We start from the raw sequence: 24,837 nt of genomic DNA on the forward strand, positions 1-24,837 counted from the left end.
GTAGATTGCTGCTCTGTACTCGCAAAGACAGGGAGCAGGCTGGCTTGTAGGGAACAGGAAAGGAGAATGAAAAATGAATCGAGAGATCTTTGCTGACGCGATTAGCGCGGTGCATGTGACGGGAAATTTGGTGCGTCTGGATTTGATGACGGTGCAGCCGCATTTGCAAAGCGAGAACGGGCAGCCGGTGGTGGAGGTCAACCAGCGGCTGATTATGCCGCTGGACGGATTTGTGCAGTCTTTGGCAGTGCAAGAGGATTTGGTGAAGAAGCTGCTGGAGGCGGGGGTGCTGAAGGCGACGCCTTCAGGAGGCAGCTTGTCGGAAGCGCTGCAAGAAGGAGAAAGCGCGTGACGGATTCTATGAAGAAGCCTTCTTTTTTCAAAGTGGCTCTAGCGTTGATTCTAAGTTTTTTCTTGTTGGTTTCTTTTACAGGCAGTCGGGCTGCTGCCGCCTATCGGCCAACCGATACGTGGACGATCTATTGGTATGTTTGCGGTACGGACTTGGAGAGCAAAAGCGGCGCTGCTTCCGCGGATATACAGGAGCTGCTGCAGGTGCAGTTGCCTGCCAATGTGCGGGTGCTTATTCAGACCGGAGGCGCTGTAGAGTGGCACACGCCGGCTATTCCGGCCGGAGCGGTGGGCCGGTACCTTTATGATAAGGACGGGATTCATACCTTGCAGGAGCTGCCGGACGCCGACATGGGGGCACCGGATACGCTGGCTGACTTTCTGCGCTATGGCGCGAAGAACTACCCGGCGGATCACCGCGTTTGCATTCTATGGGATCATGGCGGCGGCAGCGCGGCTGGCGTTTGCTACGACGAGCGGACGAAGAGGTCATTGAGTCTTAATGATTTGCGGGCGGCCTTTGAGGCTGCCGCTGCGCCGGATCATGAGAATCCGCCGTTTGAGCTGATTGGCTTTGACGCGTGTCTTATGGCGACGGCGGATGTGATGCACGATCTTCACGGCCTTACGCGTTATATGGTGGCCTCTGAGGAGATTGAGCCAGGCAACGGCTGGGACTATACGGGCTGGGTCGGTGCGCTGGCGCGGGATCCGTCTATGAACGGCGCGGCCTTGGGGAAAGCGATCTGCGACACCTATCTTGCAGGTTGTGAAGCCTATGGTACTGCTGATGCAGCGACCTTATCCGTGGTCGATATGCGGGGGCTGCCGAAGCTGCGCGAGGCGTACGAGGCGTTTGGCGCAGCGGCGTTGCGGCAGGCGGAGAAAAATCCGCAGGCGTTTTTTGCCTCTTTTTCAAGAGCTGCGGGGACGGCTGTAAGCTATGGCGGCAATACTCGCGAACAAGGCTATTCGAATATGGTGGATCTAGGGAGTCTTTCGAAGAATGCGCGCAGCCTGCTGCCGGGGGTTGCGGATACGCTGCGCCAAGCGGTACAAGAAAGCGTAGTGTATAAAGTAAATGGTCCTTACCGCAAAGAAAGCAGCGGTCTTTCGGGCTATTATTCCTACAATGGCGACGCAGATCATTTTATGGCTTACGCCGAGCAGGCCGCGCCGCTATTGCCGATGAAGTGTCTGTATTACGATCTAATTTTCGGGAAGATGCCGCCCCAGGCGACGCCGTATTTGCAAGGGTCTGTTGTCAGCGAGACGGCGGCTATCTCAAAGCCGGAGGAACGGAAAAAAATCTTTGATGTAAGTCAGCTAGAGGATACGCCGGTAGATATAGACAAAGACGGCAATGCCTTTGTGAAGCTGTCTGCGGCGCAGATGGAGAATCTGGCGTCTGTGCATTGCCAGCTTGTTTTTAAGAGCAAGGAAGATGATGTGCTTCTTTATTTGGGAAGCGACGCTGATATTAATGCGGATTGGGAAAAGGGAATTTTTAAAGATAATTTTCAGGGGAAGTGGCCCATGCTTGACGGCCATCCTGTCTATATTGAGATTACTTATGAAGGAGACGGTTACAATCTGTATTCCGTGCCGATCAAGCTCAATGGAAAAGAAGGCAACTTACAGGTGGCGTATACCTTCGAAGATAAAGCCTATCGTATCTTGGGCATGCGCCGGGGGATTGAGTCGAACGGGATGGCGGACAAGGAGCTTACGCCTCTTAAAGCCGGGGATGTTGTGACTACGCTGCATTACGCTATGAAGCTGAGCGGCCATGAGGAAGAATTTCAGCAGTTTGAGGTAGATACCTTTACGCTTGGGGCGCAGCCGCAGATCGCGGACGAGGCGATGGGCGACGGCGTCTACGGATATTGTTTTGAGTTTGTGGACCCGCAAAACAAAAGCGCTCTTTCCCGGATTGTAACGTATACCATTAAAGACGGTAAAATTGTTACGAGCGTTGAAACGAACAATTGAAGCGCTTCCGGGCGGTCTAGATTCCAGTAAGGGAGGTGAATTCTAGCAGGTACGCGGCTTAGGTAATGAAATCATAAAGAGGAGGAAAAAGTATGTCGAAGAAAAGTATTGCAATCGCTGTTGTTTTGGGCATTTTTGGATTTGGAGGGTTTTATGCGGCCGGCTTGAAAAAGGGGTTGCTGCTCTTTATTGGTATTGCCATTGGAGGGGCGTTGATTTCCAATTTCATTTCCCCGGAAATGGCGATTATTGCCACGATCGCCAGTGTTTACTTCAGCTACAAATGGGCCAGCGATTATAACGCGGCATTGGACGCGGGAAAATAGCAGGACGACTAGGCAGTATGGCGAACCTATCCGGGGGACAAAAAATGTTGGCGGCTGCGGCCCATTGCGGCTGCTTTTTCGGGGGCCTGGGTTTTTTTCTGCTGCCGCTGGCGATCTGGCTTTATAAGTGCAAAGACATATTTGTTGCGCATCATGCGAAGCAGGCCGTTCTTTTTCAACTGTTCCTGGCGCCAGCAATGATCGCGCTTGTTTTGGCTCTTTCCTTGCTAATGGCGACAGAAACCGCAGCGTGGATCGTCGTCATTGGCGGCGGACTTTTGTGGCTGGGCTGCGCTATGCTGGCGACGGTTCGAGCCTTGAGCGGAGAGTACTATGTCTATCCGATTTTACAATTTTTGGAGTAACGACGCTGCAATAAATAAATTTTTTTACTACACTCATTGCGGTGATGCCATTTTGGCAGTAAACGATAAAAGTACCCGGCAGAATGATCTGCGCCGGGTACTTTTTAGTTGGAAGCTTCAGGAAAAGAATCAAGGCGAACAAGAGTCGAGGGAGGGATACGGGTTTTTAACAGGAATAAAAGGCGGAACTAAATTCCTTATAAAAATCTTTCGCGTCTTTCGTGTGTTTCGCGGTTCATTAGCGTCCTTAAGCAGGATTTAGTGTTCAATTCTCGTTTGAGGGCAAGGTCAGCATGACCGAGACTTTAAACACATTGGCGTTTGGTTCGACGCGGACGACGCCTTGATATTTTTCCGCGATGGCGCGGACGCTTTGCAGGCCAATTCCTTCGACTGCGCCGCCGCGTTTATGAGACAGCAATGTTCCTTCGCGATAGTGTAGACTGCCGTCAAAGCGGTTGTCGAGCGTTAGGATCAGCATTTCTCCTTGCCGCTTCAGATGCAGGTGCAGCATCTGTTCATCCGGCGGCAATCTTCGGTTGCCTTCTAAGGCGTTTTCCAGCAGGTTTCCCAGGACGATGCATAAGTCCAGGTCGCTTATGCTTAGTTGGGGCGGGATATCGACGTAGGTGCGAAACTCGCAGCCTTGATCGGTTGCTTGACTTTGATAGTGCTGCAAAACGGCGTCGGCCAGATAGTGCCGACACAGAGGCGCTTGCGACGGCGGAGAGAATTCCCGCGCGTATTGGGCAAGATAGTCTGTGAGCTGTTCATATTGCTTGCCGTCCAGATAGGCTTGCATGGCCAGCAGATGATGGTGGAAGTCGTGGCGGATGGAGCGGGCCTCCTGGATACGGTTGGTAAGCAGTTGATAGTGTTGTCGCTGCATTTCCAATACTTCCTGGGAGGTGCGAATTTTTTCCTGCAAAACGGTATTTTGACGGGTTTGCTCCATGATTTTTACCAGAATATAGTAGCTGATCATGACGACCGCGCTCGCGATCATGCGGTAAGCAAGGTAGCGCCAGTTCCAGATGACGTCCGCCTTCAGCTCGGAACCGAAGAGAAAAGAGCCGACTACAAACATGCTGGGAAGGGTCCAGATGTACTTCCAGACCGGACTATCCAGTAGTAAGAGCGGGATAACTCTGTTTTTAAGAAAACGAAAAACAAGGGGATATGTCAGAAGAAGCTGCAGGATGATGACGATATTGGCAACAAGCAGGTCCGGCGCTTCTTCCCAGTATACAATGCCGAGAAATTCAAAAAAATGCGCAGTGCCGTAAACAAAAACCGCATAGGTCACCATCATGGTATAGACAAAAAACTGTTTAAAGAAAGCGCTTTTGATGAGAAGGAAAGACAGTATGGCGAAGCCGATGGCAAACAATAAGCGATAGAGGCCATAAATGTCAGAAGACCAATGTCCGTAGTAGCGCAGCAAGCCCATACCGGCCAGTTCCAAAAGCAAAATTATGGTATATAGCAGGCATACTGTGCGCAGGGAAAAACGCAGGTCTTTTAAAAAAGGGTAGTACCGCAGGAAACTGAAGGGTACTATGGATAAAATCAAGTATATGCAGGCTAAGATTGTTTCAATCATAATGCTTGGCGTCACTGTTCCTGGTAGTTGCAAAAAGATAATCTAAATAGCGTTGTTTAAGCGCCTGCCGGTCATTTTTGCGGATGGGAATGTGGTGCTGGTCATGAACAGTGAACTGCGTATCCTCCATTCGGGTAATGTAGCTCATGTTTGCCAAATAGCTGCGATGGCAACGCAAAAAAAGGCTTGCAGGAAGCTGGCGTTCTATTTCATCCAGGGGCGTATAGGTTTGAATGGTATTGGTTTTCGTATGGATCAAACACAGCTTGTCATAGATTTCGGCAAATAAAATGTCATTTACGTTGCAGCGTACGTCAAGGCGTTGTGATCGCATGGTAATATACGCAGGCTCTTTTTTTTGCAGGCGCGTCAAACGTTGAAATACCACCTCTAGCTGTGCTGCGGTGATGGGTTTCAAAAGGTAGTGCAGGGCGTTAACGTCAAAGCCGTCTACAGCGTGCTCCTGACTTGTGGTAACGAAGACAATGGCGCAGTTTTCGTCTTGTTCTCGCAGCGTGCGAGCCGTTTCTACGCCGTTGATTTGCTTCATGTAGATGTCTAGAAAGAGTAGTTGATAGCGTCCGGGGGCGAAAGCGAGTAGAAATTCTTCGCCCGTACTCCATTGGTCGATAGTTAGCTCTAGGTTGTTACACTGGCCGTATTCTTCGAGCAGGCGGCAGAGCCGTTCTCGGTCTTCGGTTCTGTCGTCGCAAACCGCTAGGTGCAGCAAAGCCGTCCCTCCTTAGGTTTTGTTTTATATATTGTAGCATACTCGTATCGGCTGGAAACAGCGCACGGCAGGAGAATAGGACTTTTGACGGGAGCAGGAACGGACCTAGAGAGGAACGGAGATGGAATAGGAGGAGCGGTGGCGCAAAAGGAGTATTAAAATTTGGTAGAATTTTGATTTCAGCAGGGAACTGTCTTGAAAAGAGCGAAATCTTCCTTTGTCAAGGATGATAGATCGCGGTTGCGCGAAGGAGGAAGCACATGGAAGTTACAGATGAACAAAAGCGAGATTTAGCTCGGCGGATGCTGGAAATTATGGAAACGATGGAAGAGGCGCTGCAGTATATGCAGACACAACTGGATGAACTGAAGCTGGAAGCGGCAAAGGAGCTTTTTGACGACTTTGCTGCGGCTGCGGGTCGTTTGACAGAATTGCTGCCGGAAATTTTTATGGAAGAGCGTAAGGAACAGTTAGTAAAAGTGTTGGAAGATCTTCGGGACGCTATTTCCGGCATGCAGGACGCTTTTGTCGGCGGAGAGCTGTCACAGATGCAGCAGGTGTTGGCGCAGGTGATGGCGCCAGCGTTTACTGCCTGGCGCGAGGAAGCGAGACAACATCTTTTAACTTGGGCAGCCGTTTAATATAGGGAATCGTTGATGCATTCACATCTCACGTCAAAATATCTCTTTTTCTCCCATACATCGTCAGAAAGCCTCGGCATAGCGCTGCTATTCCTGCGTTTTCTTTTTCGTCTGGTAGTGAAATAGATGACGGATGCCATGCCATTCATGGCGCAGCCGGCACTAAACGCGTTCAGTGCTGTCGTAATTTGACGGAGCGTTCATTGCATCATCGGTTCTCTATTTTTTTTGGTATTTTAATATTCACTCATAACCCTTTCGCTACTCCTGTTGAAAATCTCGGATATTCGTATCTCCTGGAGGTGTAGCCTCATGCACAAGGTTGTAATTTTAGGCGCTGCCGGACGCGATTTTCATGTTTTCAACACTTGTTTTCGCGATGATGCCGACAGTCTGGTACTGGCTTTTACGGCGACGCAAATTCCGGACATTGCAGGCAGAAGCTATCCGCCGTCGTTGGCGGGGCGCTTTTATCCGCAGGGCATTCCCATTGTGCCGGAGGAAGAACTGGAAGCGCTGCTTCGAGAGCAAGCGGTAGATGAGGTTGTTTTTGCGTACAGCGATGTTTCACATGAAACGGTGATGCATACAGCGTCAAGGGTCTTGGCTTCTGGAGCGGATTTTCGTCTTTTAGGTCCGGCGCGGACCATGCTGCAGGCGTCTAAGCCGGTTATTGCCGTATGTGCGGTGCGGACCGGCGCGGGCAAGAGCCAGGTATCGCGCAAACTAGCGTCTTGGCTGAAGGAATGGGGCTTGCGGGTAGCTATTGTACGCCATCCCATGCCCTATGGAGAGCTGGAGCGCCAGCGTTGTCAGCGCTTTGCTGCGGTGGAGGATTTGCAGCGCGCTCGCTGTACCGTGGAAGAACGCGAGGAGTATGAACCGCATCTGGCAGCAGGGCATATTGTGTATGCGGGTGTGGATTATGGAGAAGTTTTAGCGGCGGCTCAAGCGGAGGCGGATGTGCTTCTTTGGGACGGTGGCAATAATGATTTCTCTTTTTTTCGACCGGACTGGCTGCTTGTGGTAGCCGATCCTTTGCGTTTAGGTCATGAGCGTACGTATCATCCGGGAGAAACCAATTTACGCATGGCGGATACAGTGTTGATCAACAAGGTGGACAGCGTTTCCATGCAAGACGTAGCCTTGCTGCAAGCTTCGATTGCAGCGATTAATCCTGGAGCGGCAGTGGTGCTGGCGGCTTCCCCGCCTCGCTTGGACCGTGGCGACGAGCTAAAGGGAAAGCGGGTAGTGGTGGTGGAAGACGGGCCGTCTGTGACGCACGGCGGCATGCCCTATGGTGCGGGTCTGCTGGCGGCTCGCGCCGCCGGCGCTGAGGTTGTGGAGCCTTGGGAATGGGCCGGGGGTTCTTTGGCGCAAGCTCGGCAGATGTATCCGCATTTGCAGCAGGTGCTGCCGGCGTTAGGATACCAGCCGGAGCAGTTGGCGGAACTGGAGGCGGCGTTGAATGCCGCAGCCTGCGAGGCCATCGTCTCGGCTACGCCCAGTCGTTTGGAACGTTTGCTGCATCTGAATAAGCCCTTATACCAGGTTTACTACGATTTAGAAGAGCGGCCAACAGGAGTTTTACGTGGTATTCTCATGGAGAAAGTGCAAAAATGGAGCGAAACAGGGCAAATTCGGGACGTATTTACCAGTAGAATTTAGTTTTTTTTTGTGGGTTGGCAGGAAAAGTGATAAAAAGCAAGGAAAAGAAACATAATCCGACAGCGACAGCTGGAAAGGAGAAGATGAGAATGCAACAACGAGTAGCAGCACTCATCGTAAAAAAAGGTAAGGTACTAATTGCGCGGCGCAGCGAGGGCCGCACACAGGCTGGTTTATGGGAATTTCCCTGGGGAACATGTAACCCGGATGAAGCTCCGGAGGAGTGTTTAGAGCGAAATCTTGTAGACGTTATGGGCCTAAATGTGGCGATCGGCGGACGCTTTGCCTTGCGCTCCTATGGAGACGTGCGCTTGCTGGCCTATTGGGCGCAGTGGCAGGAGGGGAATTTTTCACTTTCCGGTCATGATGAGCTGGCTTGGGCTGGCCCGGAAGAATTGGGCAGCTATGAATTTATGCCCATGGATGTTTTTTTAGTAGAAAAGCTGATCCGTCAAGGCATGGGCGGTACGGCCGGCGACAGCAAAGCCATAGGGGGATAGCGTTTCCTAAACCCTGAAGGTTATAGTTGTTGCTCTGTTATGTTAGAGGTTAATTTTTAACTGGGTTTAACCAATTTTTAACAGAAGCTGTAGTGGCTTTTTATACAATCAAAGTACGAAGGGTATAATTAGAAGTATAAGCCTGTATTGGTTGAACTTGTTTTATCAAGGAGACATACGGATAGTAACAATAAGAAGGGGTGTAGGATTGTGAGCGATAAGGGAGTTTTAAAAACGGCGACAAAGCAGACCTTGCAGAGTAAATTGATTCTGCTGTTGGTTTTATTCGCCTTCTTGTCTGCCGCGCTGGTGGGCGGCGTGAGCACCTATATGAATGTAACGCAGAAAAAAGAAAATATTGCCGAAAGCAATCGTGAGCTGACCGGACAGGCGGCCAGTGAAATCGAGCGCTTTATGAGCGATGCCAAAGGCTTGACGGAAGCGCTGGCGGCGACGCCGACAGCACGGAGCATGGATGCGGCGCAACTAAAAGAAATGATTGTAGCGGCGCAACAAAAAAATCCGTATATGGAATTGATCTATGTTATGGACGCCAGCGGCATGCAAATTGCCAGAACGTCCGGTACTTTGGCCAATCGGGCGGATCGGCCGTATTTTAAAGACGCGATGGCCGGAAAATTGCATTTTAGCGATGCCTATATTTCCTCTTTCACCAAAGCGCCGACGGTGACGATTTCTACGGCGATTCGTGATGCCGCAGGCAAGCCTATCGGTGTTTTTGCGGCGGATATCAGTCTGAAATCGCTGTGGTCTATGGCGGAAGCGGTCAAGGTGGGGCAAGGCGGTTACTTAGATATTGTCGACAATAAAGGCAAGCTGTTGGCTCATCCGGATAAGGATAAAGTGCAGCAGAACGAGTCGGTTGCTGACCGGGCGTATATTGCGGCCGTGCTGCAGGGACAAAGCGGCAGCCAGGAAAGCGCTTCTACGCGGGGCGAGCAAGCCATGATTTCCTATTCGCCGGCCAAGTCTATCGGCTGGGGCGTTGTGGCGTATTTGCCTTCCAGCGAGGTGAGCAACCAGATTTGGACGATTGTGCTGACGATGGCGGGATTATTGTTGTTGGTGGCCGCTTGTGCGGGGGCGACGGCTGTTTATTCGGCCAAGGGGCTGGCCCAGCCGTTGTTGGTGTTGGATGAAGCGGCGGAACGCATGGCGGACGGCGACTTGAGCCGTAGCTTTGAAGTGGACGGCGTAGAGGAAATTATGCATTTGGGCGATTCCATTACCCGGATGCAGCAGAATCTTCACAGTATGATTAAGCAGGTAGCCAGCTCATCGGAACATTTAGCGGCTTCCAGCGAGGAACTGACCGCCAGCGCGGACCAGTCGGCGCAAGCGTCGCAGCAGGTGGCCCAGTCGATTACCGATGTAGCGCATGGGACCGATGATCAATTGCGAGCGGTACAGCAGGCGGCGCACGGCGTCGAGGCTATGTCCTCTAGAATTCAGGAAGTGGCGGCGAATTTGGGCTAGATGTCGCACTCTTCTACCGAAACGGCGCAGGCCGCTCGGGGCGGCGAAAAAGCCGTGCAAACAGCCGTGAAGCAGATGCAGCTGATCGAGTCGTCGGTTAGCCAGTCGGCGGAAGTAGTGGCCCGCTTGGGCGAACGATCTCAAGAGATCGGACAAATTGTGGATACCATCAGCGGCATTGCCGGACAGACGAATCTTTTGGCTTTGAACGCCGCTATTGAAGCGGCTCGGGCAGGCGAGCAAGGACGCGGCTTTGCGGTGGTGGCCGACGAAGTGCGCAAACTGGCGGAACAGAGCCAAGAAGCGGCTAAGCGCATTGCGGAGCTGATCAGCGAAATTCAGGGCGATACCCAAAGCGCGGTTGTGGCCATGCAGGATGGCACGCGCGAGGTGGAGCGCGGTACCGCGGTGGTGGATGACGCAGGTCATACCTTCACGCAGATAGTCGGTTTGATCGACTCTATGTATCAGCAGGTACAGCACGTAAGCCAGGCGGCGCAGGAAATCGGCGCGCACAGCCAAGACGTGGTGCAGTCGGTACAACGCATTGAAAGCATCAGCCGTGAAACAGCGGGGCATACGCAGACTGTATCCGCGGCCACGGAAGAGCAGTCGGCCTCCATGGAAGAGATTGCTACTTCCAGTCAGGCGCTGGCTAAAATGGCTGAAGAAATGCAGCAGACCGTGGGACGGTTCCGGTTGTAAAGTTGGGCAGATGGCGTTCCCCTAGCAAGAGTAGGCTCTTGCTAGGGGGCGTTTTTATTTATCCCCTTATTAAAGGCGGCGCCGCCAAAGCGGCGGAGAGGTTTGACTTCAAATGCTGCCTGTAAAAAATAGTTTTAATTTTGCAAAAAATGATTTTTTTTGTTACAATAGAATCGACGGAGATTCGATTCGGCTTGTTTATACGCAAGGAGGAATCAATATGGAACGTCGGTATCCTTTTTCGTGGGATCTTTTGGGCGGACTGAGTGAAGGACGGCCTACGCTGGGACGATATGCGAGGCTGGAAGCGTATCGGTTGATGCAGTATACGATGAGGGATGTGCTGGAAGAGCGCTTGGGCACGCAACAGGCGGAAGGGGTATTTTATCAGGCGGGTCAGTTGGCAGGCAAAGAGTTTTACCAACATATGATAGGGGAGACGCATGAAGGCCAATGGCTCTTGCGGAGGTTGCAGCAAGTTTTGCGGGAAATGGGACTGGGATTGCTCCATTTGGAAGAGGCGTCGCCAGATAATAGCCGCTTTGTGTTTGTGCTGAAGGAAGATCTGGATTGTTCCGGTACTCCGACGAAGGGCTATTCTAGCTGTTACTTTGATGCCGGTGTTTTTTCGGGCGTGCTGGAAGCCTTTTTTAAACAGCCTTACGATGTTGTGGAAGTTGAATGCTGGAGCCGTGGCGATGAGCGTTGCCGCTTTGAGGCTACCTTGGGGCAGGGCATAGGGCAGGCTTTTTCTGATTCCAGTCTGGTGCATGGATAAAAAAATAAAAGGTTGCGGTAAAATGAAAACATGCATTTTACCGCAACCTTTTTTGTCTATCGGACCGCCTTGCTCCAATAAAAGTCTCAAATACAAGCAAAGCCGCTATAGATTTTTATGCTCAAATGTAAAATTATAACGGGAATCGAGGGTGCAATGAACACTTTACCAAGGTGAGAGATTTTTTCGCCAGACGAGAAAGAAAAAGTAAGAATAGCAGCGCTATGCCGAGGCTTTCTGACGACATCTGACGGAAAAAGATCCAGCTTGGTTAAGATGTGCATAAACCAACGATTCCGTCTAGAGAGTGTAATAGAGTTGTCATGCCGTTGTCATAGCTCTGTAACATGAAAAAAGGTATAATCAAACTAACAAAAGGCAAAGGAGGATGCGTCATGAGACATAGTGGTTGGATTTTAGTCTTAGCGGTATTGGTTCTTCATGCATGGAAACCGGATTGGCTTTCTTTTGAAGGTTTTGGCGCTCTTTTGCCTTGGACGGAAACCATGCGCGGCGTGGCCGGATCGCTATTGCAGACATTTTAAACGCTTTCCTGACGTGCCTTCTTGGCAGGAAAAATTTTTCGCAGTATGATATAGAAAGAAATACGTCCAGGAGGGATGGCTGTGGAAGAAAATTGGTGCTTAGTTGTAGAAAAGGGAGTTCCCTATCCTTCCGGCAGCCGCATTATGCTGGAAAAAGGGGAATGGCTATTGGGGCGCAGCGGCCAGGGAGCGGCAGGGATGTATTTTGCCAGCCCCTTCGTCTCGCGTCGTCATTGCCTGGTTTGTTGTGATGAAACAGGCGTGAGCATAAAGGAACTGGGCAGTCGTCATGGTACCAGTGTTAATGGAGAGCCATTGCAACAGGAAGTACGGCGGCTAGCGCCGGGAGATCGATTGGAGTTGGCATCCGGTCTTGTGGCGTTGCGGCTGGAGCATGGAGGCGATGAAAAAACGCTCGACTTGAGTCGAACGTTGATGCTGCGCCAAGGCCTAGAGCTGCCGCAGGCGTTAGCGCTCTTTCCAGAGCGGCAAGAGTGCCAGGTATATGGGGAAAGCGTTTCCTTGAGCGGCAAAGAGTGGCATTTGCTGCAGCTTTTGTGGGAGCGCGCCGGCACGTTGGTGGACTATGAGACAATCAAGCGGGAGATTTGGCCGGAGCGTTTGCAGGCTGACGGTCAAGGCTCTGTGGACGTGGGCACGGACGAGCTGAATGTGCTTATTTATCGGCTGCGTAAAAAGCTGGGCGATGCTTCGCGGCTTTTGAAAACCGTCCGCGGCAGCGGACTTCTCTTGACAAGGAATAAGGATTGAACAAGAGAATCAGAGAATCTGAGGGTGCGAATGAGGGCTACGGGGAACGGTTTTTTAACAGGAGTAAAGGGAGTAGAGTGAGGGCTCGGCAGAGAAAATAGAGATTGCTTCGCTTCGCTCGCAAAGACAAAAGTTAGTTAGAATGACAATGAAAATTTAGAGTATAGATAGGCCAGCTTAGCGTGTCTTTGCGAGGAGCGACGTGATAAGCTCTCCGCTTTTATGATTGATATAATACCAGGTTAAACGAAAAACCCGGTCTAAGAAAGTAATCTTTCTAGACCGGGTTTTGTAGCTATATAGGAATTTATAATAGTTACTCTGTATCTCGTTCCCTCCGTCATACCCTCCATTTACTCCATCTACTCTTGTTTGTTATTATTATTTCCATTCTTTCGCCAAAGCTGCCAGGGGCCTTGCTCTTTTTCAAGATGGTACTGCGCGAAAAATTTGTCAGCTCGGTCCGGGGCTTCGCCGCGGACTAGCAGCCAGGGAACTTCCGGGTAGAGGTTCTCATAGCTCCAACGCCAGGAAATCCACTCATCATAGCGGGGCAATGTGGTTTCATCGACGTGTCGGCGGATAGTACCGAAGCGGTAGTCGATGAAGGCGTTGACGGCGAGCCCGCCGTTATCCAGCGTTTGATAGTTGGCAAAATGCAGATATACTGGGCGGCCGCGAAAAGAATTGTCGTAAAAGAGCGGCGCTACGAGGCCGCTTTCCGCTGCTGGCAGCAGGGAAGCATTAAAGCTGGCGCTGTCTTGACGGAAGGACCAGAAGTATTCACTCCAGGCGGCGCCGTGCAGCAAAGTCACCAGCAGCATGGCGGTCACCATTCGTTTGCCGAGAGGACGGACACTGCCGGCGCCGGCAAGAAGTACTAATGCTAGAAGCAAGAACACGCTGAAACGTTCATAAATAATACCGTGGCCGTCGATTTCTCGGGGCAGGACGAGCACACCGCCTAGCGAGAGGAAGAGAAGCAGCCAGACGGAAAAAAGCCGCTGTTGTTTCCAAGGCTTGCAACTGTATCGGCAACGATTCCAGGCGAAGACGCCTAAGGCCAGGGTGAAAAAGGAGGCCGCAAGATAACCGGCAGCGCCTTCATATAAAGCGCGATTGTCCAAGGTTACTGCGTCTGCTAAGCGTTGCGGCCAGGCGGATAGATATTCACCGCCCAAGTAGTAATCTTGCAGCAGGTGGCCGGTGTGAGATCCTGGCTGAAATCCGCCGCCTGCAGTGAGCCAAGCGGCGACGAAGAGCAGTACCGGCAAGGCAGCCGCTCCCAGCGGTACAAGGGAAGAAAGCTGTCTGCGTCGGTTGTAGGCGGCCTGCAAGCCGAGGAAGAAGAGCGCAAACAGCGTGGTCTGGCCGTGTAGAAAAAAGAGCAGTACTAAAAATAGGCTGAGGGGGATTAAGTGCTTGCTTTTGCCATCGCGGAGCCAAGCTAGCTGGCAGGACCAGGCGCCGCAGAAGGCAGGTAACGAAGCGGTATAGCCTACAAAACCCCAGGTGACGCTGTAATGGTAGAGCAAAAGCAGGGAGAGGACGGCGCCGCGTCCATCGCCGCCGAGACGGCGCAGCAAGCTCCAAACAGACAATGGCAGGGCTAGAATGTACAAGCCATAGAAAACGCGCGCTCCTTGCTCTACGCTGGCAAAGAAAGGGAGGCTGCAAAACCAAGGGAAAAACGTATTTGGCTGAAACAAACGCTCTAGAAGCACATAATTCCGGTAGAGACTGTCTGGGGCGTCATAGTCTCGGTAAATGGCGGCGACCGCCAAATGGTTGGGCAGATCGGTAAAAGGCCAAAAGGGAAGGTTCAGCATCCAATAGCATTGGAGCAGCCCCAACATGCCTGCGAGGGGCCAGAATATGCGGGGGAAAGAGAGCGCGGCAAAGACGTTTTTCATGATTAGCCTTTCAAGGTGGCCACAATGGCAGGCAGCTCGGTGGTGAACAAAGCGGCCAGACGATCATAGGAGGTGCTCATAAGCCCTCCCTCAGGCGGGGTCATGCGCTTGTCGACGACAAATTGCTCGTCCACCGCAGTGAAGGCTTTACAGTCTACAACCATGTCCAAGGGATTGACGGTAAACAGGATCACGTTTTTAACCTGGCGGTCAACGCAATAAGAAGTGAGATTGGCTGCTTGGGCGCTGGCGGCATTAGTGACGCCATGGCGATTCAAATCCCGGAGCACATCGGTACCTACATAAACTTCGCTGCCAAGAAGCAAGGAACTCATTTGCATGCGCAGTACCTGGTTCAGTCCTTTATTGAGAAGATCCAGGCCGGGAATATCCCGGTCACCGGCATCAATGTAAAGCGCTGTCGCCACAAAAGCGCTGTCGCCAGGCAATTCCGCCGCTTGGGCGGCAGGGGTCAAAAACAATAGAGCCAGAAGTAAAAACGGTAAAAAACGACGTAACATAATAGATTCCTTCTTTCGTTGTTATTGGGAGGGGTACGGAGATTGAACAAGAGTCGCGAGAGGGTACCCAAGAGAAGAACGGAGTACGGTTTTTTAACAGGAGTATAGGGAGTAGAGGGAGGGCTCGAAAAAAACATTAAAATATTTCAGGGAGCCAATGATTTAATGAACACTCCGCCAAGGCGAGGAGTGTTTCTGCCAGACGAGGAAGAAAACGCAGGCATAGCGGCGCTCTGCCGAGGCTTTCTGACGAAGTATGACGGAAAAAGAACCGCTGTGGCGCGAGATGTGAATAAATTAGAGGTTCCCTCGCCGAAAGTACCACTGAAAGAAAGGCGGGATGACCAAGAGGATGAAGAGCAGCCGGAATAGCTGGTAGGAAATGATGATGGAAAGATCCGCGTGGACCATCATGGCGGTGAGACCCATTTCGGCCATGCCCCCCGGAGCGGTGGCGATAAAGGCCGTAGCCAAACTATAACCATGCATGTTCGAGAGAATCAGGCCAATACCTAAGGTGGCGGTGAGGAGCATGACGACGGACAGCGCTGTCAGCGGTACGAGGCGTTTCCAGGAAGGGAGAGCTACCAAAGGAATGTTGAGGCCCATGTACGTACCGACGCACCATTGTGCGGTTTTTAGCAGCTCCGATGGTAAAGGCGGCGTAGTGTATCCCTGTAAGGACCAAATCGCCGTGCCTAAAATGGGTCCTAATAGCTGCGGCGTGGGCAAGTGCAGCTTTGTGGCAATAAACATGCCGCTAATGGCCAGGCCCAACGGCGGCAGATAGGCGAAGAGCAGTTCTTCAGCGCTGCCGGACAGGACGACGCCAGCGAGATCTACTTGATCCGCCAAGCCGTGCAAAACTAAAAAAGGCACTGTGAAGACCGTGGCCAAAAGGCGAAAGGTCTGCAAAAACGTGACGACCCCGGGATCGGTATGGGGCATTTCTTCGCTTAAAGCGGTCATTTGCGTCAGTCCCCCAGGCGTACTGCCTAGAAAGGCGCTGGACAGGCTGATGTCGGTGTAACGAGCCGTGACGGAAGCCATCCAAAGACTGATGGCGATTACCAAAACGGTCGAAAGACAGATAGCCGGTAACTGCTGTAAAATGGCCTGCGCCGTGTGCGGCGTGAAGGGAGCGCCCATGGCGTAACCAAGAAAGAGCATGCCGCCGTTACGAATCTGTACTGGCCAGGCCGCCGGGCGTTTTAGTAAAGCTCGCCAGAGTAGCACTGCCGCTAGCGGACCTAGCGTCCACGGCAGCGGCATATTTAGCCAAAAGAATAAAACGCCTCCGCAAGCAGCGACAAGGCCGGTTTGAAGCATGAGAAGCATGGTGAGTAAAGAACCCCTTTCAAAGCTAGGCTGCGATGAGGAATCGGCTGTAAGAAAAACGAAATACAGTGTAATAGAGAAAAGCTAGAGAATAGCAATCTTCTTGAGTATAGCGCAAGGAGATGGAGATGTCACCGTCTCGTGAGGAAACTGTAGGGAAAAAGTCATTTTAGTTTCCACGCGTCAAGAGGGACGGTATAATAGTAATAATAAAGAAGTTTGTCGAGCGGGCTGGAAGAAAAAGGGGGGCTGCGGATGTTTCGGATCTTGGTAGTCGAAGACGATACTAAGCTGAGGGAATTGATTCTGTTGAATTTGCGTAAATGGGGGTTTGAAACAAGGGGAGTAGAGGATTTTTCTAAAGTCATGGAAGCGGTAGAAGAACAGGATCCTCATTTGGTGCTGCTGGATATTAATTTACCGATGTATGACGGCTTTTACTGGTGTCGTAAAATTCGCAGCACCAGCAAGCGGCCTATCATTTTCATATCCTCCCGAGGCGCCAATATGGACGTCGTGATGGCTGTAAATATGGGGGGCGATGATTTTGTCCAAAAACCATTTTCCTTAGACGTCTTGGCGGCCAAAATACAAGCGTTATTGCGGCGCACTTATTCGTATGGAAAGGAAGAAGGCGAAACCGTAGAGCATCGAGGAGCCGTGCTCCACTTAGGCGAAGGAGAGCTTCATTATCAAGATAAGAAGATCACGCTGACGCGCAATGAGCTGCGTATTTTGCATCTTCTGATTAAGCATGGCGGCGAGGTGCTTAGCCGGGAAAAAATCATGCGTGCACTATGGGAAGATGAGAATTTTGTCGATGATAACACCTTGACGGTCAATATCAACCGGCTGCGGCGCAAATTGAGCGATGCAGGCTTGGAAGACTGGATTGAAACCCGTAAGGGGCAAGGATATGTGCTTGTATGAATTGGCGTGATTATGCGCGCGATCAAGCTGGACTTGCGGCGTGTCTGGTTTGCGTAATTCTTTTTGTCGCCGCGATGACGGCGCTGGACAATACGCTGCATATGGATTCGGGGAATTTATGGTATATGATGGGCGTGTGTCTTCTCTTTTTTGTATTTTATTGGATGTGTGATTTTGCTGTGCGGCGTCGGTATTTGCGCCGTCTGCAGGAGATGCTGGCGGACGAAGAGATGCTGGCGGATGCGGTGATGCCTCCCTTGCCGCGTCCTGCGAATCGGGAGCAAGCGCTATATCATGAAGTGTTGCAACGGATTTTTTCTGCCCAGGAGCGCCGCTATCGCCGGCTGCATCAAGATAGGCAGAAACAAGGAGAATTTCTGGCGACCTGGGTACACGACACGAAGATGCCTATTGCTGTGTCTCGCTTGCTTTTAGAAGGAGCGGCGGATACAGCGCCAGAACAGTTGCTGTCTAGCTTGGAGGAAGAGCTGGATCGCATTGAAGCCGGTGTGGAACGGGTGCTCTACTCAGCGAAACTGGAATCATTCGCCAAGGATTATTTGATTCAGGAAGTGTGGCTGGAGCAGGTGATCAAAGAAGCCGTGAAGCGTCATTCGCGAACCTTCATTGCTAAGCGGATTCGTCTGGATTTACGAGAATTACCGGGGTTGGTGTTAAGCGATCGTAAATGGTTGGGCTTTATTTTGGATCAAATTTTATCGAACGCTCTGAAATATACGGCAGTAGGAGGCTGTATCCGGGTATTTTCCGAGGGCAAAGGCCGTCATTGGAGGCTGTCATTGGAGGATAACGGCATTGGTATTCCGGCTGAGGATGTACCGCGCATTTTTGACAGGGGGTTTACTGGCCGCAATGGTCGGGAATTTCAGCATGCTACTGGCATGGGGTTATATTTGGCGGCGCAGCTGGCGGAAAAGCTGGGGCACCGTTTAGAAGTGGAATCGAAAGAGGGAGAATATACGCGCCTGATTATTGATTTTTCTTGGTAAGGTGCGAGAAAGGAGGAGACTTGTGATTCCGGTCTTGGAAATGGAACATGTCAGTAAGATATATGGTTCTAGAGGCGGTGCAACCGTAGCGTTAAATGATGTGTCGCTGCGAGTTATGCCTGGCGAGTTTATCGCGGTGATGGGGCCGTCTGGAGCAGGCAAGTCGACTCTTTTGAACCTGGCAGGAATGCTGGATCAGCCAACGTCAGGCAGTATTTTTTTAGAAGGCCTGGATATGCAGCGGATGAAAAAAGAGGAACTGGCGATGCTGCGGCGGCAAAAACTGGGCTTTATTTTACAAGAAGCCAATTTATTGGCTACGCTGACATTAAAGGAAAATATGCTGTTGCCATTACTGTTGGCGAAGATGCCTGTGGAGGAAATGGAAGACCGGGTAGCTTACTTGGCGGAGCGCTTGGGGCTGAAACGGGTTTTGGAGCATTTTCCTCAGGAAGTTTCCGGCGGGGAGAGGCAGCGTACGGCGGCGGCGCGGGCTGTCATTCACAGGCCGCGGCTGGTATTGGCGGACGAGCCTACTGGCGCGCTAGACTCGAAGGCAACGGCGGATTTATTGCGTGTGTTGACCGAGCTCAATGAAGAATATCAGACCACCTTGCTGTTGGTAACGCACGATCCTTTTGCAGCCAGCTATGCTAAACGTATTTTGTTTATAAAAGACGGCCTGATTTTTACAGAACTTCGTCATGGCGGCGATCGAAGGGAATTTTTTCAGCGTATTTTGGACGTGTTAGCCATGCTCGGAGGTGACGGGCGTGACCTTATTTAAGCTGGCGCTTTTAAATGTGCGCAACAATCTGGAAAACTATACGGTATACTTTCTTTCCATGGCGTTCAACATTACTATTTACTATCTTTTTGCGTCTTTACGCTTTTCTCAGGCGGTGCGTATGGTAGTAGAACGCGAACAGGAACTGGAGCTTTTTTTTAATCTATCTTCCGTAGCCGTGGCTTTATTTGCTGTTTTGTCTATCTGGTTTTCGACTTCGTTTTTTTTGCGTCGTCGCCGGGGCGAGGTGGCGATTTACGGTCTTGTAGGCATGACGCGCCATCAGGTGGGAACGTTGCTTTTTTTTGAAACGCTTTTGGCAGGAGTGGCGGCGCTGTTGCTTGGCATTCTTTTTGGCGTGGTTATGGCTAAATTCTTTCAGCTGTTGCTAATTTGGTTTCTTGGCTTTACAGGCTCGGTGCCTTTTGAAATTAGTTTAGATGCTATTTGGCGGACAAGCTTGATTTTTGGCGTATTGTTTATGATGGTAGCTTTGTATGGCTATGCCTTGTTGGCTCAGGTGACGCTGGGAACGATGCTTCATAAACGAAGAGAGGCGCCAACAAGGTCGGAATCGTGCGGCTGTAAGTCTTTGTGGATGCCGGCGCTATTGCTTTGCGGCTATGGTCTTTTGCCGTGGCAGCGAGGCCATGAGATTATTTGGCCCCAATTGATTTTGGCGGTGCTCTTTTTGTGTCAGGGGACTTATGCGGCTTTTCGGTATTTTCTGCCCTGGTTGCTGAAACGCTTAAAGAAGCAAGAGCGCTTCTTTCATGTAGTGCCGTTTTTAGCAGTTAATCAATTAAGCGTATTTTTACGCAGCCAGGTAAAGCTGCTGACCCTAGTCACTCTCTTGGGCGCTGCGACCCTTATCGCGGTGGGTTTAAGCTATCATATTTACCAGGAGTTATTGCAGGAACGCATGGCGCAAATGCCTTTTTCTTTTGCTTATATGAGCGATGACCTTCAGGTGGATGAAAAAGTGCGTGCTATTATCGACGGTTACCCCCAACATTTTATTGAAAAAGAAGTCGATGTGCGGTTTCTGCTGCTGCCACTGACTGAGAAGGATCTGCCAGGGTGGCATGAAAACGCAGAACTGCAGGTAGTGTCGAGAACCGCTTTTTCCCAGGCGGCGGCAGCCAAGGAATTAGATGTATCCTTGCCGAAGCTAGGCCCGCAAGAGGGTATCTATCTTTCTTATTACCGGGAGCCGGAGGAGGAGATGCCTGCCGGGAGGGAGTTGGATTTGGGCCGGGCGGGTACGGTTTTGTTGGTGAAGCACTGGCCATGGCCGGTTTTGAACGAATCACAGCGCGGGCCAGCGCTAATTGTTTCGGATGAAACCTATGCGCAATGGAGTCAGTGGGCGCCTTCTTTACGAGGAAAAGCGTATATGGTCGATAATCTGCGGGAAAGCCGGGAACTGACAGATGACATATATAGCGTGGTGCCGACAGAAGCGCAGTTGAGCTCGTTTTACGTCGATTTTCATCAGGCTGTAAAGCTTTGGGGCGTTTTGTTGTTTATGGGTTTTTTTATAGGAACCATTGTAATTTCTTCCAGTTGCAGTATTCTTTCCTTTCAGTTTCTCAGCCAGATACAAGTGAATAAAGATTTTTATGAATTGTTGCGGGGGCTGGGGGTAACCGCGGAAGAAGTTCACCTAATTTTGGCGGCGCAGCTCTTTCCATGTGTGGCGTTTTCCTGGTTTTTGGCCGTTTTTCACGCTTTTGTTGCGTTTTTTCTGTTCGGAAGCGTGTTTCAAGTATCGGTGCTGAGCTCTTCCCTATTGAATATAGGGATTTATACGGTTGTGTACTGTGGGTACTATTTCCTCACGATTCATTCCTGCATCCGGGGGTTAGCAGCGGAATAAGCTAGTGTCTGCTGATTAAAAACCGCATCGCGAAAATTTTTCGCGGTGCGGTTTTTTTCTTGTGTTTTACGTTAGGCAAGAAAACCTTAACCAAAAATTTACTGAAAGTTCACCTTTGACGGGAATGGACCTTCTACAATAAGAATGGCAGGATCAGAATAAAAAATAGCAGGTGTTGCAGGCATGAACAAGCTTTTAGAGCCGGCGGCTCGTTGGATGAATCGATTGAAGTACGCCTATAAATTTGCCGTAATCGGCGTGTTAATCGTTTTGCAGTCCGCCGTGTTGATGTATTTGCTGGTATCAGAGCTGAATAAGAATATTGAATTTGCTCGGCAGGAGCGTCTTGGCGTGCAATATGCGCAGATGTTGGGACAAGTATTTGTAGAAGGCGAGGAATATCGTCGTCTGCATTATTTGTATGTATATACTGATTCGTCTTTAGAAGGGCGGGTATTGGCGCAGCAAAATCGTGTAGATGCGGCGTTGGAGCGGGCAGAGGCGCTGGATCAGGGAGCGGCGGCGAACCTGAATGTGTCGTGGAAACTGCAAACGCTGCGTCAAGAATGGCTGACGCGCAAGCAAAATGCGGCCTCGCAGGGGACGGAGTCGGCGCAGGTGGCTTTTGAGTTAGATGGACGCTGGCTGCGCAGCGTAGGGGATTTGATGCAGCAAATCGGCTATGCGTCTAACTTGGCGTTGGATTCTGATTCTGACACGTCTTATTTAGTGGATACGGTTTTGCGAAAAATGCCGAATTTGTTGGACCGGTTGAATGCGGCGCAGACGGTGGAAGTAGAGTTGTTTAGCCAATCTCTTTCGGGAGAGCGAAGAAATCAATTTTTGCAGTATGTAGGCTTGATTCGCTCCGATTTGGACTTAGTGGATTACAATGCCAAGCAGGTACTGCGGCATAACGAGCAGGTTCGCACTCGACTGCAGCCTGTGACCACAGCGTTAGTGGAGAGCGCGCCTATTTTTGCTTGGAATTTTGAACAGAAAACCATTGGCCAGCAGGGCTTGCCTATATCTCGGGAATTGTTGAAAGCTACCGGGACGCGAGCCGTTCAGGAAACGATTCGGATGCAAGAAGAGACCTTTCAAATGGTTGATGAACTGCTGGCGTTGCGGATTGACACGTACATAAACTACCGTAACGCGGTTAGCGCTTTTGCCGGCGGCATTTTATTATTGCTGGGATATTTGTTTTGCGGCTTTGACATGTCGGTGCGCAAACGTATGTATCAGTTGAATTCGTTGATGGTTTGCGTCGCCAAAGGAGATCTGCAGGCGAGAGGGCGCAGTGATGCAAACGATGAAATGGGCGAGCTGACCTGCGAAATTAACCGTACCTTGGATTCGCTGCAAGCCATGTACGAAGAAGTGCAGCAATCACACGTCATGTTGGAGCGGTGGAATCAGGAGCTGGAAGATAAAATCAAAGAACGGACGACGGCGCTGCAAAATCTGTTGGATTACGCTGGTCAAGGATTTATGTCTTTTGGCGGCGATCTGCAAATTGATAAGGAATATAGCGCTGAATGTACGGTTATCTTTCGCAGGGACGTAGCGGGAGAAAACGTCTGTGCGCTGATTTGCCCGGAGGACGAAGCGCAACAGGTCTTTGTGTCGGCGGTGCTTGCCAAAATTTTGGCGGAAGAGAACGCTGCTTTGCGGGAAACGTATTTTTCCCTCTTGCCGGAAGCAGTCTCTTTTGAAGAACGGTATATCAGCATTATTTACAAGGTTATCGAAGGAGCGCCGCAAGGCGGGGGGCGTAAAATCATGCTGATACTGACGGATCGAACGGAGCAGAAGGACCTGGAGGAACAGATGCAGGCGGAGCGCGACGTGCTGGCGATGATTGTGCAGGTGGTGACGCATGCCGCGGATTTCTTTGCCGTCGTCAATCAATATACGCTCTTTTGCCAAGAAGGCATGGCAGAGCTGCTCCACAGCAAAAAACAACCGGCAGACGTTTTGGCGGACTTGTTTCGCGTGGTCCATACCTTTAAAGGTACTTTTGGGCAATTGCGGCTGCGTCAGACGATGCGTTTTCTGCACGAGATGGAGGATCGTCTGGCGGCGATTCGGACACAGGAAGGGGTCAATATGGCCAAAAGCGAGCTGGAAAAAAATTTGGCTGACTTTACGCCCGAGCGGATGTTGTGCTGGCTGCAAGAGGATATGTGCGTCTTAGAAGATAAATTAGGTCAAGATTTTTTCCAACGAGAAAATGTTTTGGTTATTGATAATGCAAGGCTGCTGGAGCTGGAAGCGAAAATGCAAGCCTCGCTGCCGAAGGAAGAATGCGGCGTTCTCTTGACAGCGATTCGTCGACTTCGCTATAAGCCATTTCAGGAGTTATTGCAGTCTCTTCCTGAATATACCTGCGGCTTAGCGGAGCGACATGGCAAGGCCGTGCACTCTTTTGCGGTCCACGGCGGGACAATAATGGTGGACCCGGCTAGATACAATGACTTTGTTAAGTCGATGGGCCACGTTTTTCGCAACGCAGTTATGCATGGATTGGAAACAGCGGACGAACGTTTGGAACAAGGTAAGGATGAGATTGGCTCTATTACTTGCTCGATTCGGGAGGAGGAAGGCGGGATTTTCCTTACTGTCGCTGATGACGGCCGAGGCATAGATCCGGGAGTTATTCGGAATTTGGCGGTGGAAAAAGGGCTGTGCTCTTTCGGGGATGCGCAGCGGTTGGGCCCGGAAGACTGGTTGAATTTTATTTTCGCGGATGGGTTTTCCGCGGCCGAAGAAGTGGACGAACTGGCTGGGCGCGGCGTTGGCTTGGCGGCGGTACGTTCGGAGTTGGAAAAATTAGGCGGGACGGTTACGGTGAGCAGTACTTTGGGAAAAGGTACGGAGTTTGCCTTCTTTTTGCCTTTTGAAAAGGAGAAAGAGATCGAACCGCTTTCTATACGGGATTTGGCAAAACCGCTGCTTCAGGAGGCGGAAGCGTTGCTGCAAGAGCAATGCGGCTTAGTAGTAGAGCGCATTCGTTATTTGGCTAGCGAAGCCGAAGGCAATCTGCAGCTGCGCAAAGTATCCTCCTTTTTGAATGTCAAAGGAGGGCTCAACGGAAAGATTTTACTGAGCGCCGACGAAAAAATCGTGCAGGCGAGCGTAAGCAACAAGCGTAGCACGGCGGAAGAGAAACTGGAAAATGTATTGTCGCAGCAGGCCCAGCAGCTTTTTCGGCAGTCTGTGGAGAAATGGCCCCAAGGGTCGGGCGATTTGGAAGTAGAGCCTTTGTTTAGTTTGCTGGCAGAGGACGCTTCCGCCAAATACTCGCACTCGCAGACATCCACATGGGTATTGGAAACGGCGGCAGGCAGTTTGTCGCTAAGCTTGATTTACTAGGGGGGAGGCGCTGCTTTACTCACATTTCGCGTCAAAGTGGCTCTTTTTCCGTCAAACAGCGTCAGGAAGCCTCGACAGAGCACCGCTATGCCTGCGTTTTCTTTCTCGTTTGACGAAAAAAGCTCTTGCTTTGTCGGCGTGTTCATTAAAGCAGCGTCTCCCTGGTTTTTTAAAAATAGCGTTTAGAAGGGAAGGAAGAAGCACATGGATAGAGTTATGATTGTGGATGATGCATTGATGATGCGTAAAACCTTACGGAGGATGCTGGAAAAGATCGACTGCGAAATCGTAGAGGAAGCAGCCAGCGGTGAGCAAGCGCTGTTAAAATATGCGCAGTGCAGTCCGGATTTGGTAACCATGGATTTGACTATGCCTGGCATGGGCGGCTTGGAGGCCATTCGTCAGCTAAAAGAGCAAGCGCCGGAGGCCAAGATCCTTGTTATCAGCGCATTGGGGCAAAAGCATGCGGTATTTGAAGCGTTGCAGTTAGGCGCGAAAAATTACATTGTTAAACCAATTAACGAAGGAATCTTACAATCGGTGGTGCGCTTGCTGTTAAGTGAAACTACCAAAGAGGCGGCTCATGGATAAACATCGCTTCTTCCATCC

General features: G+C 50.9%; 23 protein-coding genes. 18 read left to right on the forward strand and 5 right to left on the reverse strand.

The annotated features are described in order from the left end of the window. Positions 1 to 73 precede the first annotated feature (73 nt). From C508_RS0103370 to C508_RS0103385, 4 genes are all read left to right on the forward strand, one after another. Positions 74 to 352 (forward strand): hypothetical protein, encoded by a 279-nt coding sequence (locus C508_RS0103370; RefSeq protein ID WP_018702131.1) that lies wholly within the window; start codon positions 74 to 76, stop codon positions 350 to 352. Continuing rightward, positions 349 to 2,343, forward strand: coding sequence for a clostripain-related cysteine peptidase (locus C508_RS0103375; protein WP_018702132.1), 1,995 nt, complete (start codon positions 349 to 351; stop codon positions 2,341 to 2,343). Before C508_RS0103370 ends, C508_RS0103375 begins: the two co-directional genes overlap by 4 nt. Positions 2,344 to 2,435: 92 nt before the next feature. Beyond that, positions 2,436 to 2,669 carry a hypothetical protein gene (locus tag C508_RS0103380; protein WP_018702133.1) on the forward strand — a complete coding sequence of 78 codons (234 nt, stop codon included), beginning with the start codon at positions 2,436 to 2,438 and terminating at the stop codon, positions 2,667 to 2,669. 17 nt (positions 2,670 to 2,686) lie between these two features. After that, the gene (locus tag C508_RS0103385) at positions 2,687 to 3,034 is read left to right on the forward strand and encodes a magnetosome magnetite crystal formation protein family (protein WP_026319333.1); all 348 of its coding nucleotides are present in this window, start codon (positions 2,687 to 2,689) and stop codon (positions 3,032 to 3,034) included. Between the two features lie 265 nt (positions 3,035 to 3,299). On the opposite strand, the gene C508_RS0103395 is transcribed toward C508_RS0103385, so the two are convergent. Continuing rightward, positions 3,300 to 4,637 (reverse strand): GHKL domain-containing protein, encoded by a 1,338-nt coding sequence (locus C508_RS0103395; RefSeq protein WP_018702136.1) that lies wholly within the window; start codon positions 4,635 to 4,637, stop codon positions 3,300 to 3,302. After that, a complete protein-coding gene (locus C508_RS0103400; RefSeq protein ID WP_018702137.1) occupies positions 4,630 to 5,367 on the reverse strand; it encodes a LytR/AlgR family response regulator transcription factor in 738 nt (245 codons plus the stop codon). The genes C508_RS0103395 and C508_RS0103400 overlap by 8 nt, the downstream gene beginning before the upstream one ends. 260 nt (positions 5,368 to 5,627) lie before the next feature. On the opposite strand from C508_RS0103400, the gene C508_RS0103405 reads away from it, so the two are divergent. The 8 genes from C508_RS0103405 (at position 5,628) to C508_RS0103435 (ending at position 12,472) form a co-directional block, all read left to right on the forward strand. Continuing rightward, entirely contained in the window at positions 5,628 to 6,008 is a 381-nt protein-coding gene (locus tag C508_RS0103405) for a DUF8042 domain-containing protein (protein ID WP_018702138.1), read from the forward strand. Positions 6,009 to 6,320: 312 nt separating this feature from the next. Next, positions 6,321 to 7,676 (forward strand): hypothetical protein, encoded by a 1,356-nt coding sequence (locus C508_RS17720; RefSeq protein ID WP_018702139.1) that lies wholly within the window; start codon positions 6,321 to 6,323, stop codon positions 7,674 to 7,676. A gap of 89 nt (positions 7,677 to 7,765) precedes the next feature. After that, positions 7,766 to 8,176 (forward strand): NUDIX domain-containing protein, encoded by a 411-nt coding sequence (locus C508_RS0103415; protein ID WP_018702140.1) that lies wholly within the window; start codon positions 7,766 to 7,768, stop codon positions 8,174 to 8,176. Positions 8,177 to 8,386: 210 nt separating this feature from the next. Continuing rightward, positions 8,387 to 9,673, forward strand: coding sequence for a methyl-accepting chemotaxis protein (locus C508_RS20640; RefSeq protein ID WP_018702141.1), 1,287 nt, complete (start codon positions 8,387 to 8,389; stop codon positions 9,671 to 9,673). Beyond that, positions 9,674 to 10,378: a methyl-accepting chemotaxis protein gene (locus tag C508_RS20645; RefSeq protein WP_018702142.1), complete on the forward strand. Its 705-nt coding sequence runs from the start codon at positions 9,674 to 9,676 to the stop codon at positions 10,376 to 10,378. Positions 10,379 to 10,598: 220 nt separating this feature from the next. Next, on the forward strand, positions 10,599 to 11,156 hold the full coding sequence (locus C508_RS17730) for a V4R domain-containing protein (RefSeq protein WP_071595760.1): 558 nt from the start codon (positions 10,599 to 10,601) through the stop codon (positions 11,154 to 11,156). Positions 11,157 to 11,551: 395 nt separating this feature from the next. Further along, positions 11,552 to 11,701, forward strand: coding sequence for a hypothetical protein (locus C508_RS20250; RefSeq protein WP_018702144.1), 150 nt, complete (start codon positions 11,552 to 11,554; stop codon positions 11,699 to 11,701). A gap of 81 nt (positions 11,702 to 11,782) precedes the next feature. Next, positions 11,783 to 12,472: an FHA domain-containing protein gene (locus tag C508_RS0103435; protein WP_018702145.1), complete on the forward strand. Its 690-nt coding sequence runs from the start codon at positions 11,783 to 11,785 to the stop codon at positions 12,470 to 12,472. 362 nt (positions 12,473 to 12,834) lie between these two features. Here the strand turns inward: C508_RS0103435 and C508_RS0103440 are convergent, their stop codons facing one another. The 3 genes from C508_RS0103440 to C508_RS0103450 form a co-directional block, all read right to left on the reverse strand. Then, positions 12,835 to 14,385 carry a hypothetical protein gene (locus C508_RS0103440; RefSeq protein WP_018702146.1) on the reverse strand — a complete coding sequence of 517 codons (1,551 nt, stop codon included), beginning with the start codon at positions 14,383 to 14,385 and terminating at the stop codon, positions 12,835 to 12,837. 2 nt (positions 14,386 to 14,387) lie between these two features. Further along, positions 14,388 to 14,906: a hypothetical protein gene (locus C508_RS0103445; protein WP_018702147.1), complete on the reverse strand. Its 519-nt coding sequence runs from the start codon at positions 14,904 to 14,906 to the stop codon at positions 14,388 to 14,390. A 297-nt stretch (positions 14,907 to 15,203) separates the two neighbouring features. Further along, a complete protein-coding gene (locus C508_RS0103450; RefSeq protein ID WP_018702148.1) occupies positions 15,204 to 16,244 on the reverse strand; it encodes an AbrB family transcriptional regulator in 1,041 nt (346 codons plus the stop codon). A gap of 255 nt (positions 16,245 to 16,499) precedes the next feature. Here C508_RS0103450 and C508_RS0103455 point away from each other — a divergent pair, with 255 nt between their 5' ends. From C508_RS0103455 to C508_RS0103485, 6 genes are all read left to right on the forward strand, one after another. Beyond that, positions 16,500 to 17,174, forward strand: coding sequence for a response regulator transcription factor (locus tag C508_RS0103455; protein ID WP_018702149.1), 675 nt, complete (start codon positions 16,500 to 16,502; stop codon positions 17,172 to 17,174). Then, positions 17,171 to 18,184: a sensor histidine kinase gene (locus tag C508_RS0103460; protein ID WP_018702150.1), complete on the forward strand. Its 1,014-nt coding sequence runs from the start codon at positions 17,171 to 17,173 to the stop codon at positions 18,182 to 18,184. Before C508_RS0103455 ends, C508_RS0103460 begins: the two co-directional genes overlap by 4 nt. A 22-nt stretch (positions 18,185 to 18,206) precedes the next feature. Next, the gene (locus C508_RS0103465; RefSeq protein WP_018702151.1) at positions 18,207 to 18,971 is read left to right on the forward strand and encodes an ABC transporter ATP-binding protein; all 765 of its coding nucleotides are present in this window, start codon (positions 18,207 to 18,209) and stop codon (positions 18,969 to 18,971) included. After that, complete coding sequence (locus tag C508_RS0103470; RefSeq protein ID WP_018702152.1) at positions 18,958 to 20,850, forward strand: FtsX-like permease family protein; 1,893 nt, start codon at positions 18,958 to 18,960, stop codon at positions 20,848 to 20,850. The genes C508_RS0103465 and C508_RS0103470 overlap by 14 nt, the downstream gene beginning before the upstream one ends. 183 nt (positions 20,851 to 21,033) lie before the next feature. After that, entirely contained in the window at positions 21,034 to 24,228 is a 3,195-nt protein-coding gene (locus tag C508_RS0103475; protein WP_018702153.1) for an ATP-binding protein, read from the forward strand. Positions 24,229 to 24,432: 204 nt separating this feature from the next. Then, positions 24,433 to 24,819 (forward strand): response regulator, encoded by a 387-nt coding sequence (locus C508_RS0103485; protein ID WP_018702155.1) that lies wholly within the window; start codon positions 24,433 to 24,435, stop codon positions 24,817 to 24,819. Positions 24,820 to 24,837: the final 18 nt, after the last annotated feature.

It is taken from the genome of Anaeromusa acidaminophila DSM 3853 (assembly GCF_000374545.1).
Lineage (GTDB): Bacteria > Bacillota > Negativicutes > Anaeromusales > Anaeromusaceae > Anaeromusa > Anaeromusa acidaminophila.